The sequence below is a fragment of the Mesorhizobium sp. J18 genome, from assembly GCF_007829525.1.
Taxonomy (GTDB): Bacteria; Pseudomonadota; Alphaproteobacteria; order Rhizobiales; family Rhizobiaceae; genus VLJP01.
This window is the reverse complement of record NZ_VLJP01000023.1, coordinates 203,438-216,503: the sequence shown is the minus strand read 5'-3', so window position 1 is coordinate 216,503 and position 13,066 is coordinate 203,438. Positions and strand designations below refer to the sequence as shown.

Here is a 13,066-nt window from a genome sequence, read left to right as displayed (position 1 = left end):
TTTGCGGACGAGTCGCTGCTCAAGCATCCAGTTGTATGGGCGGCCGCTGGCGCGCACGACGCCGTATTCGCGGCCGAACCAAAGCACTTGTTTGCCGAAGCCGTGGCAGCCGACATCGCCGCGTAATACCGTCTTCCAAAAAACCAAAACGACGAAGACAACAATGAGGCGAAGCAGGCAGATCTCTCGGCCATCAATGACTTTTTGCGTTTGCAGAAATTGGTTCAGCGCATTGTCATAGCCATAACGGCTTTGGGAGACATGACTTTTGTCATCTTTTTGCCCGCACGATTTGTACTAAGGATAGCCATCAAGTAAATTGCTTGGTGGTGCAAAGCCGTCGGCTGTATCTGGGCTCCGCCAAGGCAGCCGACGGCATTTGACTGGTACGCGCTCAGCGGCCCTCAACGCGCGAGATCGTTCCACGCGTTCCACGCAGAACAGTTTGGCAACCCATGTTGCATGCGCGAAATCAAAGTTGATACCGTATTCCTGAAAAGCGACCTGATTGCATGTTCTTCGCATTCTTGGATGTAAGTCACACCACCAAGCAGCTTACATCCGGGCCTCGTCGGCTCATCCCAACGGCCGACGAGGCCTTCGAGATTGTGGTTTCCCAGCTAAATATAGTTCCATAATCTATCTTATGCGATCTTGATTAGGAGTGTAGCTACCATAGCCCTGATAAGGCGCTGCCGCCCTGGTGGCCGAACGCTGGCATGGCTTTGAGAAATGCGATAGCTGTGCAAAGGGCCTATGCTGATCCAGGTGCAGCAGGCTTCATTGGCAACGTCGGGTAGCGTCATTATTCCAATGCATCCTTCCAAAGACATTTCTCGCCTTCTCGAGATCATGGCTGCGCTGCGCCAGCCGAAAACCGGTTGCCCGTGGGATGTGAAGCAGAATTTCGCTTCCATCGCTCCCTATACCATCGAGGAAGCCTATGAGGTTGCGGATGCCATCCAGCGTGAAGACATGGAGGATCTGCGCGAGGAATTGGGCGATCTTCTGCTGCAGGTCGTATTTCATGCCAGGATGGCTGAAGAAGAAGGCAGTTTCGCTTTCGGCGATGTGGTGGAAGCCATCACGGCCAAAATGATCCGCCGCCATCCGCATGTTTTTGGCGACAAGGACGCTCGCGAGGCTGGAATGGCTAAAGGCATGTGGGAGAAGATCAAGGCCGAGGAAAAGGCCGAGCGTCAGACGAAAAGAAGAAATGCGCCGGAGGCAAATGTCGCTTCGGGTTTTCTGGATGATATACCGCTTGCTCTACCTAGCCTGACACGCGCCCTGAAACTGCAGCAGAAAGCCGCGCGCGTCGGCTTCGACTGGGGCGAAGCCAGGCCTATTCTCGATAAGATCGAGGAAGAGATCGGCGAGCTGCGTGAAGCCCTGGACAGGAATGACGATAAAGCCGCGGCAGGCGAATATGGCGACCTTCTCTTTGCGCTCGTCAATCTCGGACGGCATTTGAAGCTCGATCCGGAAGCCGCCTTGCGCGGAACCAACGACAAGTTTCGCCATCGTTTCCATTTCATCGAACGCACCCTGGCGGACGCCGGCAAAAAACTGGAGGATGCATCTCTGAATGAAATGGAAGCGATCTGGCAGCAATCGAAAAAGGTGAAGTAGGGCACCCTACCCTTTGATATTACTGCGTAAACGGTCGTTGATTTCTTTGCCGGCAGCATCCGTTACGCGGAGACTCAGGGTAACGCTTCCATCCTCATGATCAACGCGTTGCGTAACCTCACCATTGCTGTAAAGCCAATCCAGCAAGGCAAGTTGATCCGATCGTAGTAACACCTGGATCATACGCAATTCACCGGAAAGCCGAGCTTCGATCAAGGTCACGAGATTGTCGACCCCCTCCCCGGTTACGGCTGAGACGGCAACCGGTGGACGCTTGGTCGTGCCCGCAGCAAAAAGCCGTTCGCAGTCGCCGTTATTGAGGTTGTCGATTTTGTTCCAGACTTCAAGGATGCGGTTGGTGTCGGATGCTTCTATGCCGAGATCGGCTAGAATCCTCTCCACGTCCTCGGCCTGGGCAGCCGCATCCGGATCGGAAATATCACGTAAATGGATGATGAGATCAGCCTCCACCACTTCCTCAAGCGTGGCACGGAAAGCTGCCACCAGATGCGTGGGCAGATCAGAAATAAAGCCAACCGTATCGGAAAGGATCACTTCAGTGCCGTGGGGCAATCGCACACGTCTAAGCGTGGGATCGAGTGTGGCGAACAGCATGTCCTCAGCGACAACCCCTGCCCCGGTCAGCCGATTGAAGAGAGTGGATTTGCCAGCATTTGTGTAGCCGACGATTGCAACCACCGGAAACGGCACCTTCCGGCGCTTTGCCCGATGCAGGTCGCGCGTGCGGCGGACGGTTTCCAGTTCGCGCCTGAGGCGGATGATCCGTTCCTGCAGAAGCCGGCGATCAGCCTCGATCTGCGTTTCGCCTGGGCCGCCCATGAAACCACCGCCGCCGCGCTGGCGTTCCAGGTGGGTCCAGCTTCTGACGAGCCGGCCGCGCTGATATTCCAGATGCGCGAGATCGACCTGCAGCCGCCCTTCCTTCGTACGGGCTCGACGGCCGAAAATTTCCAGGATGATGCCAGTGCGGTCGAGAACCTTGGCATTGAGCGTCTTTTCCAGGTTTCTCTGCTGCACAGGCGTCAGAGGATGGTCCACGATGACAAGTTCAACCGCCTCTTCGCGGACGATTTCTGCAAGCTGCTCAAGCTTTCCGCTTCCTATCAGCGTAGCCGGACGGGGATCGTTGACCGAAACGATACCGGAATGGATGGTGTGTAGATCGATGGCGTCAGCCAGCCCTACCGCTTCCTCAAGCCGTGCTTCCGGCGAACGGGAGAAACGGGGACGAATACCCGCCGTCCCCTCCTCTGCCTCGTTTCGACCTGCACGAGCCAGCACAGGCACGACCACCACGGCGCGCGTCACATCCTGCGGCGCACCCTCCGCGGAGGCCGAAGCATCGTGCTTTGCCCGTTGTTTTTTTGCCAATCAGGCGTCCCGGTTGCTTTCCTCTGCCTCAAACAACTGGACTGGCTGACTCGGCATGATGGTCGAGATCGCATGCTTGTAGACGAGTTGCGAGTGACCATCACGGCGCAAAAGCACGCAGAAGTTGTCGAACGACGTGACGACACCCGTCAGCTTGACGCCGTTGATGAGGAAGATGGTGAGTGGGTTCTTGTTCTTGCGAACAGAATTCAGGAACAGATCCTGCAGATTTTGTGATCGTTCGGCCATTTTTTTGATTTTCCCCGATCCCCCTGCAACTCCGAAATGCAGTAGCGCAAAAAACGACGGCTTCTGTCAAGGAGACAGACCCGATATGTCCCGCCGGAGAAACCCGGCTATCAATTCGGATACGCGGCCGCCGACCCGATGTGGTTAACAGGCAGGACTTTTTTCCGCAACGTCAAAAAACATCCGCCGCAGTGAAAGCGTAACGGACCCGGGATGACCATTCGCCACGGGCACCTCATCGATCGCTACGACCGGCATGACAACCGTCGAGGCCGCTGTAATGAATGCCTCGCGTGAGGCCTTTGCCTCTTCGACCGAAAACCCCCTCTCCTCGACTTCCAGACCAAGTTTGGCAGCTACGTCCATTACGGTGGCCCGCGTGACTCCGCGCAAAATGCCGAAATCAGCCGGACGCGTAACGAGCTTGCCGTCCTTGGTCACGATCCAGGCATTTGTGGCTGCGCCCTCCTTTACCGTACCGTCGGGATCGATGAACCATGCTTCTTGCGCTCCCGCCTCCTTGGCTTGCTGACGGGCGAGCACGTTCGGCAGCAGCCCCACGGTCTTGATGTCGACACGCTCCCAGCGATTCTCGGGCACCGTGATCACCTTGATTCCGGTTTCCGCGCGCTTTGCCGCAGCATCGGGATCGCCCCGCTTCGCCGTCACCACGATCGCCGGCTTCGTATCCGACGTAGGGAAAAAATGATCGCGCTTGGCCACTCCGCGCGTGACCTGCAGATAAACAAGGCCGTCGCGCACACCGTTTCGGCGTACCACCTCGCGCATCACCAATTCCAGCGCCGACCGATGCATGGGCCAGCCGATCCGCAACTCGCTCAATGAACGGTTGAGGCGATCCAGATGACGCGTCATGTCGATGATGAAGCCGCGGGCGACCTCGCAGACCTCATAGACGCCGTCGGCAAACTGATAGCCTCGGTCCTCGATATGGACCGCTGCCTCGGCGTGGCGAATATAGCGACCGTTTACGTAAGCAATGCGAGGCATCAATTCCCTCCTTAAAATGCGGCAATGAAACTTGTCCCGACAGAGCAGTTCAGAAGAACTCCAGACTCACCCGGAACATTTGTTCGACATGCCGGACTGCGTTTTCCATTGCAAAGATGACCACACGGTCCTTTGGCTTGATCCGCAGCGAGCCGCTCGGTTTGATGACAACGCCGTCTCGATAGACCGCGCCGATCCGCATGCCATCCGGAAATTCGATGTCCCTGAGCAACGGCCCGACCAGCGGCGATGTCTCCAGCGCCTCGGCCTCGATCACCTCGGCAGCGCCGCGCTGAATGTTGTGGACAGCGCGTATGCGCCCTCGCCTGACATGCTGCAGCACCTTCGAGATCGTCACTGCACGCGGATTGACATGGGCATCAATGCCAAGCGTTTTGGCGAATTCGTGATAAGTTGGATTGTTGATCAGGACGAGGTTGGATTTACAGCCAAGCCGTTTCGCCATCACGCTCGAGAGAATGTTGACCTGATCGTCGTTGGTTAATGTCACCATCAGATCGGCGTCCTGAATATCCGCCTCGAGCAAAAGCTTCTGGTCAAGCGCGCTGCCGTGCAACACCACCGTGCGCCGCAACTCGTCAGCGGCCGCCACCGCGCGTTCGCGGGTGCTCTCGATGATCTTCACCTTGGTGCGGCTCTGCTTGCGTTCGAGCGCATTGGCGACATAGAGCCCGATATTGCCTCCACCGGCGATGACGATGCGGGTCGCCTCCGTCTCTTCATGCCCGAACAGGCCAAGAGTGCGACGCACCTGCTCTTTCGTGGTCACCACATAGGCCATATCGCCTGCAATGAGCTGGTCGGCAGAATGGGGAATGAAAAGCCGGCCGTTGCGCGAAACGCCGACAACGGTGGATGGCAGGTCGGGGAAAAGCTCGCTGAGCTGAGCAAGCGGCGTATTGATGACCGGGCATTCTTCCAGGCATTCAATAGCCACCATCGCCACATTACCGTCAGCGAAACGAACGACATCGGCAGCGCCGGGAAGCGCAATGCGACGCAACACCATCTCGCCCACCTCGACTTCGGGTGAAATAATCACATCGATCGGCAGATGATCTCGCGAAAACAGGTCCATGTAGTGGGTTTGCAGATAAGATTGCGATCGGATGCGTGCGATCTTGGTTGGTACATCGAACAGGGAATGAGCCACCTGACAGGCAACCATATTGACTTCGTCGTAGAGAGTAACGGCGATTATCATATCCGCCTGTTGGGCGCCTGCAGTTGCCAGGACATCGGGATGCGCGCCGTGACCGACGAAACCACGCACGTCCAGCGTGTCACGCACCGAACGAATAAGCTCCGGCGCGGTGTCGATCACCGAAACGTCGTTCTGTTCGGCAGCAAGCCGCTCGGCGATGCCGAAGCCCACTTGTCCGGCGCCGCATATGATCACTCTCATTTCTCGCCTCGCGAAATGGCGGCTATACTCCGAGCGATTTCAGCTTCCGGTGCAGGGCCGACCGTTCCATGCCGATAAATTCGGCTGTACGCGATATGTTGCCGCCGAATCGGTTGATCTGCGCCAGAAGATATTCCTTTTCGAAAAGCTCGCGAGCTTCACGCAACGGCAACGCCATTATATGCTGGTCGGACTGGGTCGGCACGCGCGGCATGACGTCGCCGATCTCGGCGGGAAGCAGGTCCGCCGTGATGGGAGAGTCCGCATCTTCACTCCGCGTCAGAATCATCAGGCGTTCGATATTGTTGCGCAACTGCCGAACATTGCCCGGCCAGTTATGCGCCTGCAGAACCGCGAAGGCGTCGTTACCCAGCCGACGCGGCCGGATGCCGGCCTGAACGGCCACCTGCTTCATGAAATGGTCCACCAGAAGCGGAATGTCTTCCCGCCGTTCCGACAGCGGCGGCACGATGACCGGTACAACGGCAAGGCGATGATAAAGATCCTCTCGGAAACGTCCTTCGGCGATCATGGCTTCCAGGTTCTGGGCAGTGGAAGAAATGATCCGGACATCCACCTTCACCCGCTTGGTCCCCCCTACCCGTTCAAACTGCTGATCCACAAGTACGCGCAGGATCTTGCTCTGAGTCTCGCGCGGCATGTCGGCAACCTCGTCGAGATACAGCGTACCGCGATGCGCCTCTTCCAGCGCTCCCACCTTGCGTTCACTGCCGTTCGATTCGGTTCCGAAAAGCTCGATCTCCATGCGCTCGGGGGTGATTGTGGCGGCATTGAGAGAGATGAAAGGGCCGTTCTTGCGCGCTGAAAGCGCATGAATCGCGCGCGCCACCAGCTCTTTTCCCGATCCGGAAGGTCCCATGATCATGACGCGGCTGTTGCTAGGTGCGACGCGCTCGATCGTCTGGCGCAGATGATTCATTGCCGGTGACGTGCCGATCAGATCGAAGGTTTCGCCGGTTCGCTTCTTGAGATCCGAAACCTCGCGCCTCAGCTTGGAGGTTTCGAGTGCACGTTCGCAAACCAGGATCAGGCGATCCGTCTTGAACGGCTTTTCGATGAAATCATAGGCACCACGGCGGATAGCGGAGACTGCCGTCTCAATCGTACCATGACCGGAAATCATCACCACCGGCAGATGCGGGTGAAGGGTCTTGATTTCGTCAAGCAGGGCAAGACCGTCGAGCGTCGAGCCCTGGAGCCAGATATCCAGCAGCACGAGCCGCGGCACCCGATCGGCGATTGCAGCCAGAGCGCTGTCGCTGTCATGCGCCGTGCGTGTTTCATGACCCTCGTCGCTCAGTATGCCGGCAACAAGCTCGCGAATGTCTTCCTCATCATCGACGACAAGTATGTCAGACGCCATTGTTGACCTTCTCACTTTCTTTCAGATTTTTCTCCGCCGCCTCATTCTCCGGGCCACCCGCCTGGGCGACCGCCGGTAGGATCATGCGGATCATGGCACCCCCGCCACCGTGGAAATCTGCCGGCGCATCGTGCAATTCCAATTTTCCGCCGTGGTCTTCGACAATCTTCTTGACGATCGCAAGGCCGAGCCCTGTCCCCTTCTCGCGCGTCGTCATGTAAGGCTCGAGGAGCCGCTGACGGTTCTCGCGAGGCAATCCCTTGCCGTTGTCAATGACATCGACATGGATGAAAGCGTCCTCGCGCCTGGCATTGACACGTATGGCGCCGGGTTCCTTGTTCTCCCTGTCGACAGCCTCTATCGCCTCGGCGGCATTCTTGATGACATTGCCGAATGCCTGGCTCATCAGACGGGTATCGAACCTGCCCATAAGCGGCTCGGAACCGAAATCCCGTTCGAACTTGATGTCGCTGCGGCTGACCTCGACCAGGAACGATGCCTCGCGTAGCGGTTCGCGCAGATCGAGCAGGCGGATATCCGGTTTCGGCATGCGCGCGAAAGCCGAAAATTCGTCCACCATGCGGCCAATATCGCCGACCTGCCGGATGATGGTGTCCGTGCATTGATCGAAGATCTCACGATCCTCCGTGATAACCTTGCCGTAGCGGCGGCGGATACGCTCGGCGGAAAGCTGGATCGGTGTCAGCGGATTCTTGATCTCGTGGGCGATGCGGCGCGCGACATCGGCCCAGGCAGAGGAGCGCTGAGCCTGCACGAGATCGGTAATGTCGTCCACTGTCACGACGTAGGACTTGCCGTCAATCTCGCTCTCGCCCTGCTCGATCGTGATTTGCACGTTGAAGGTGCGCTCTGTACCGCCGCGATAGAAGGTGACCTGGTCGCGATAGACCTGGCGGCCAGAGTTGCGCCCTATCTCGAAGACGCGCCCTATATGCGGCAGAACGCTCGAAAGATTGCGGCCAACCGTATCGGAAGAAGAGATGCCAAGCATCGTCTCGGCGGATCGGTTGACGATCGAGACCGTGCCTTGCGCGTCGACGCCGATGACTCCCGCCGTCACGCCGGCCAGCACCGCTTCCGAGAAACGCCGCCGCTCATCGATGACATCCTTGGCGGTGATCAGTTCATTGCGTTGCGATTTCAACTGCTGGATCATCGTATTGAAGGTGGCACCCAGCGATGCGACATCGCCGTCGGAGGCGCGGACGGGGACGGACACGTCGAGATTTCCTGTGGAAACCTCGTCGGCGGCACCTATAAGCTGGCGGATTGGCCGCACGATCCGATCGACGACTGCAATGCCGGTCCAGATCGCTGCCAGAACCACCACAAGCGTCACGATCAGATAGAGCAAGGCAAAGGCGACCTGCGTATTCACGCGATTGGCTTCAAGGCCGCGATATTCCTCTGTATTGGAACGCACAATCTGACGCGCCCTGATGACCTCCGGATCAAGAAGACGTGACGTATAGAGATACACGTCCGGTATCTCACGCAGTTTGACGATCGCGCCCACCATATTGCTCTGGGGCGGTTGGATCAGCACCGGCCTGCCCTCAGCGGCGGTTTGCAAAGCACCAACGGGGGGTTCGGGGATCTCTATCTCGCGCGGCATCTGCGCCGCCATGACGACGGAGCCGTCAGCGCGCATGAGGACGGCGTGCGCAAGGGCCCGGCCGACGGCCTGTTCGGTCATCAGATTGCGGAAACCGGTCCGATCGAGATTGTAGAGCGCCCGAAAGCGATCGAGATCGAAAGCCATCGAAAGCGTCGTGCCCTGGAGATTACGTGCGTTCTCCTGCACATAAGCTTCCGCGATCGACAGCGACGAATTGATGATCACCTTCGTCCTGAGCTCGAACCATCGGTCAAGCCCCAGGTCGAGCGTAACTGACGCCACAACGGCAACGAGGATCGCGGGCACGGCGGCAACCAGCGAGAACATCGCCACAATCCGCACATGCAGGCGGGAGGCTGCCTTGCCGCTTTTCCTCGCCGCATAGATCCGATGCGCCTCGCGCACCACTAATGCGATCAACAGGAATACAAAGGCGACGTTGATGGCTATCAGCGTCAGCGTCATCCTTGCATCCGGCGTCAACGGCGTCAGGCCGAGCAGGATCGCGAAGGAAACCGCGGCCGTCAGCAGAGCACTGACAACAACGATTATACCGGGCAGTGCCAGAAGCTTCCGGCCCTCAATGGGACCAGGCTTCGACAAAAGCCGTTGGGCAGGTTGCTGTATCTGCGTCGTCATCGAGTCGCTTGAAATGCGCCAGTCGCGTTGCATGTATGCAACGCATTGTGGCAATTTCGCAACAAAGCTCCAGAGGAGCAAGCTCTGGCAGGCAACTCGGATTATTTCGAGGCGCGATAGACGTTGACGCCCAGTTCGCGAATCTTCTTGCGCAAAGTGTTGCGATTAACGCCGAGCAATTCCGCAGCCCGGATCTGGTTTCCTCGCGTGGCCGTCATGGATGCCAGAACCAGCGGATACTCCACCTCTGCCAGGATGCGGTGATACAGGCCTGGCGGCGGCAGTTCACCGCCAAACCGAGAGAAATAGCGCTGCAGATAATGTTCGACAGCCTGACCGATCGACAGATCCTCCGGGAGTGAGCCTGATTCACCTGCGGGCGTCGAAACGGCGGTCCTCAGTTCCGATTGGATGATCTCGGCCGAAATTTCTTCCTGTGGATAAAGGGCGGCAAGCCGCCGGACCAAATTCTCCAACTCACGGACATTGCCGGGCCATTGATAACGTTTCATCGCGTCGATGCCGCCCGGAGCTATCCGCTTCGACTGCAGCCCCTCGCTTTCGGCCTGCTTGAAAAAATGGCGGACGAGATCCGGAATGTCTTCAGTCCGTTCCCGTAGAGGCGGCAGGCGCAGCGGGACGACATTCAGCCTGTAGAAAAGATCCTCGCGGAAAAGGCCCTGATTGATCAGAGTCCGCAGATCCTTGTTGGTAGCAGCGACGATTCTCACATCCGTCTTGATGGGAGTGCGTCCGCCGACGGTGGTGTATTCTCCCTGCTGCAACACCCGCAACAGACGCGTCTGCGCCTCCATTGGCATGTCGCCGATCTCGTCCAGAAAAAGCGTGCCGCCTTCCGCCTGTTCGAAACGGCCTGAAGAGCGATGCTGCGCACCGGTGAAGGCACCGCGCTCGTGACCGAACAATTCGGATTCGATCAGGTCGCGCGGAATGGCAGCCATGTTGATGGCCACGAAAGGCCCGTTTCGACGGCGTCCATATTCATGCAAAGCCCTGGCGACCAGTTCCTTGCCGGTTCCCGACTCGCCACTGATCATCACAGTCAGGTCGGTCTGCATCATGCGCGCCAGCATGCGGTAGATATCCTGCATGGCGGCGGAACGCCCGATAAGCGGCATCGCCTCCGGCTGGTCCTCATGATGAGGATCTGTACCGGGGCGTTTCGGTTCGGAGAGCGCGCGGTTGACGATGTTGAGAAGTTCCGTCAGGTCGAACGGCTTCGGGAGATATTCATAAGCTCCCGCCTCCGAGGCACGGATCGCCGTCATGAAGGTGTTTTGAGCACTCATGACGATCACGGGCAGTTCCGGTCGCGTCTTGCGAATGCGCGGCAGCATGTCAAAGGCATTCTCATCAGGCATCACCACATCGGTGATGACCAGATCGCCCTCGCCCGACGATATCCAGCGCCATAGTGTGGATGCGTTGGAGGTAACGCGCACTTCGTGCCCGACCCGCGACAGTGCCTGATTGAGCACCGTGCGGATCGCGGCGTCATCATCGGCAACCAGAATGCTGCCATGCATGCTCATCGCGAGGATTCCCTGTCACTGGCTTCCTCCTGCCCGGCGGCTTCGCGCCAGGCAGGCATAAGAATACGGAAAGTGGTGCCGCGCGGCGAGGAATCGCATTCGATGACACCGCCATGTTCGCCAACGATCTTGGCGACGAGCGCCAGCCCCAGGCCGGAGCCATTCTGCTTCGTTGTGATGAAGGGATCAAAGAGAATTGGCCGGATATCTTCCGGCACGCCCGGCCCGTTATCATGGACGCAGAATTCGAGCGGCAGTGATACGCGATCGCGCGTACCGGGGACCGAAAGCCGAATGCCAGGGCGAAAGGCGGTCGACAGCCGTATCTCGCCATTTTCAATGCCAGCAAGGGCTTCGGCGGCATTCTTCACAAGATTGAGGAAGACCTGGATAAGCTGACCGCGGTTTGCAAATACGGGTGGCAAGGATGGATCATACTCCTCCACGATCCGCAGGCGATTTGCGAATCCGTTCTGGGCAATCGCCTTCACATGATCGAGCACCACATGGATATTGACGGGTGAGCGATCGACCGGGCGCTCGTCCGAAAAGACTTCCATGCGGTCAACGAGCGAAACGATCCGGTCCGTCTCATCGGTTATGAGCCGCGTTAGTGCCCTGTCCTCATCCGGCACCACGCTTTCCAAAAGCTGCGCTGCACCACGTATCCCCGAAAGCGGATTCTTGATCTCATGCGCCAGCATGGCTGCAAGCCCGGTCACCGAGCGCGCTGCACCACGATGCGTCATTTGCCGGTCGATCTTGTCCGCCATGGAGCGTTCCTGGAACATGACGACGACCGAGCCGGGACTTTCCGTGACTGGGGCCACATAGATGTCGACGATCTTGTCCGGCCCTAGCCGTGGCGAGGAGATATCGACACGATATTCGTTGACAGGAGAATGCCGCTCCCGCACCTGCTCGACGAGCGTCAGAAGCGGGCTGCCGAAAGGTACGAACTTCGAAAGCGTATTGCGCGAAAGAAAAGAAAAACTGGACCGGAAGAAGTCTTCTGCATCGGCATTTGCGAAAGTGATCATTCCCTCCGGATCAACCATGATCACAGGATGCGGAATGGCGTTGAGCACCATCTGGGCGAGATCAGTGAGAGGACGGGCCGGCGCCGACACGGTCATGCGACCCTCCTTGCCATCGAATTTTCACAACCCGCAATCAGGGCGTCCCGCAGAAGCCGTTTTACAATAACGGGTTCGGTTCCGGTCATGATCCGATGCCGGATATCGATCGGCGTCTCGGGAGCATGGAGATCAAGATACCATCCGAGATGTTTCCGGGCATGACGAACGCCCGGTCCCATGCCGTAGAGGCTCAACATGTCTTCGTAATGCGCTGTCACATAGTCGGCGAGTTCTCCACCCGGTTCCGGCGTGTCTGTCACAAAACCGGCTGCCGTCCTGGCGATCGACCCTACCAGCCAGGGGGCACCATAATGAGCGCGGCCGATCATCACTGCGTCAGCGCCCGATTGTTCCAGGATCGTCGCCGCGTCATGGGCATCAAAGACGTCACCATTCGCCACTACTGGTATGGAGACAGCCTGCTTGACCTGCGAAATTGCTCTCCAGTCGGCTTTGCCCTTATAGAATTGACAGCGCGTGCGGCCATGAATCGTCACCATGCGCACGCCCGCATCCTCAGCCTTCTTCGCAATCAGCGGCGCATTGAGCATGGTTTCGTCCCAGCCCAGGCGCATCTTGACGGTAACCGGAACATCGACCGCGGCAACCACCGCCGAAACGAGCGACAAGGCATGGTCAGGATCCCGCATCAAGGCAGAGCCGGAATAGCCGCCCGTCACCTTTTTGGCAGGGCAACCCATATTGATATCCACGATATCGGCCCCCTCGCCTACCGCGATGCGTGCGGCTTCCGCCATACAACGAGCCTCACGCCCGGCAAGCTGGACCATATGGACATCAACCGTCGGACGGCGTATTCGTCTGTTTGAATCCGTGCGACCGCGCGCCAACTCGCCGCTTGCCACCATTTCGGATACGACGAGCCCTGCTCCATGAGCATAGGCCCGCATGCGGAAAGCTTCGTCCGTCACGCCGGACATAGGTGCCAGAAGGACCCGATTCCGTAACGAAACCGGTCCTATGGCGAGAGGCTTGGCAAGC

10 protein-coding genes are annotated in these 13,066 nt (G+C 58.3%); 1 reads left to right on the top strand and 9 read right to left on the bottom strand.

Going from position 1 to position 13,066, the window contains the following annotated elements; all coding sequences use genetic code 11:
- Positions 1 to 813: 813 nt before the first annotated feature.
- Positions 814 to 1,632: a nucleoside triphosphate pyrophosphohydrolase gene (mazG, locus tag L598_RS11100; RefSeq protein WP_144862493.1), complete on the top strand. Its 819-nt coding sequence runs from the start codon at positions 814 to 816 to the stop codon at positions 1,630 to 1,632.
- 6 nt (positions 1,633 to 1,638) lie between these two features.
- Here the strand turns inward: mazG and hflX are convergent, their stop codons facing one another.
- From hflX to dusB, 9 genes are all read right to left on the bottom strand, one after another.
- Positions 1,639 to 2,940, bottom strand: a complete 1,302-nt coding sequence (gene hflX / locus L598_RS11095; RefSeq protein ID WP_246658715.1) for a GTPase HflX — start codon at positions 2,938 to 2,940, stop codon at positions 1,639 to 1,641.
- Positions 2,941 to 3,024: 84 nt separating this feature from the next.
- Positions 3,025 to 3,273 carry an RNA chaperone Hfq gene (gene hfq / locus L598_RS11090; RefSeq protein ID WP_144862489.1) on the bottom strand — a complete coding sequence of 83 codons (249 nt, stop codon included), beginning with the start codon at positions 3,271 to 3,273 and terminating at the stop codon, positions 3,025 to 3,027.
- Positions 3,274 to 3,417: 144 nt separating this feature from the next.
- On the bottom strand, positions 3,418 to 4,284 hold the full coding sequence (locus tag L598_RS11085; RefSeq protein ID WP_144862487.1) for a D-amino-acid transaminase: 867 nt from the start codon (positions 4,282 to 4,284) through the stop codon (positions 3,418 to 3,420).
- A 49-nt stretch (positions 4,285 to 4,333) separates the two neighbouring features.
- The gene (gene trkA / locus L598_RS11080; protein ID WP_144862485.1) at positions 4,334 to 5,710 is read right to left on the bottom strand and encodes a Trk system potassium transporter TrkA; all 1,377 of its coding nucleotides are present in this window, start codon (positions 5,708 to 5,710) and stop codon (positions 4,334 to 4,336) included.
- Positions 5,711 to 5,732: 22 nt separating this feature from the next.
- Complete coding sequence (locus L598_RS11075; RefSeq protein WP_144862482.1) at positions 5,733 to 7,094, bottom strand: sigma-54 dependent transcriptional regulator; 1,362 nt, start codon at positions 7,092 to 7,094, stop codon at positions 5,733 to 5,735.
- The gene (locus L598_RS11070; RefSeq protein WP_144862480.1) at positions 7,084 to 9,372 is read right to left on the bottom strand and encodes a PAS domain-containing sensor histidine kinase; all 2,289 of its coding nucleotides are present in this window, start codon (positions 9,370 to 9,372) and stop codon (positions 7,084 to 7,086) included. The genes L598_RS11075 and L598_RS11070 overlap by 11 nt, the downstream gene beginning before the upstream one ends.
- A gap of 101 nt (positions 9,373 to 9,473) precedes the next feature.
- The gene (ntrC, locus tag L598_RS11065) at positions 9,474 to 10,925 is read right to left on the bottom strand and encodes a nitrogen regulation protein NR(I) (protein ID WP_144862478.1); all 1,452 of its coding nucleotides are present in this window, start codon (positions 10,923 to 10,925) and stop codon (positions 9,474 to 9,476) included.
- Positions 10,922 to 12,061, bottom strand: a complete 1,140-nt coding sequence (locus L598_RS11060; protein WP_144862476.1) for a nitrogen regulation protein NR(II) — start codon at positions 12,059 to 12,061, stop codon at positions 10,922 to 10,924. Before L598_RS11060 ends, ntrC begins: the two co-directional genes overlap by 4 nt.
- Complete coding sequence (gene dusB / locus L598_RS11055; RefSeq protein ID WP_144862474.1) at positions 12,058 to 13,005, bottom strand: tRNA dihydrouridine synthase DusB; 948 nt, start codon at positions 13,003 to 13,005, stop codon at positions 12,058 to 12,060. Before dusB ends, L598_RS11060 begins: the two co-directional genes overlap by 4 nt.
- Between the last annotated feature and the right edge of the window lie 61 nt (positions 13,006 to 13,066).

Coding starts and splice junctions, on each gene's coding strand:
- L598_RS11075 (WP_144862482.1), bottom strand. CDS start 7,094: ATGGCGTCTGACATACTTGTCGTCGATGATGAGGAAGACATTCGCGAG.
- dusB (WP_144862474.1), bottom strand. CDS start 13,005: ATGTCCGGCGTGACGGACGAAGCTTTCCGCATGCGGGCCTATGCTCAT.
- ntrC (WP_144862478.1), bottom strand. CDS start 10,925: ATGAGCATGCATGGCAGCATTCTGGTTGCCGATGATGACGCCGCGATC.
- L598_RS11070 (WP_144862480.1), bottom strand. CDS start 9,372: ATGACGACGCAGATACAGCAACCTGCCCAACGGCTTTTGTCGAAGCCT.
- hfq (WP_144862489.1), bottom strand. CDS start 3,273: ATGGCCGAACGATCACAAAATCTGCAGGATCTGTTCCTGAATTCTGTT.
- trkA (WP_144862485.1), bottom strand. CDS start 5,710: ATGAGAGTGATCATATGCGGCGCCGGACAAGTGGGCTTCGGCATCGCC.
- mazG (WP_144862493.1), top strand. CDS start 814: ATGCATCCTTCCAAAGACATTTCTCGCCTTCTCGAGATCATGGCTGCG.
- L598_RS11060 (WP_144862476.1), bottom strand. CDS start 12,061: ATGACCGTGTCGGCGCCGGCCCGTCCTCTCACTGATCTCGCCCAGATG.
- L598_RS11085 (WP_144862487.1), bottom strand. CDS start 4,284: ATGCCTCGCATTGCTTACGTAAACGGTCGCTATATTCGCCACGCCGAG.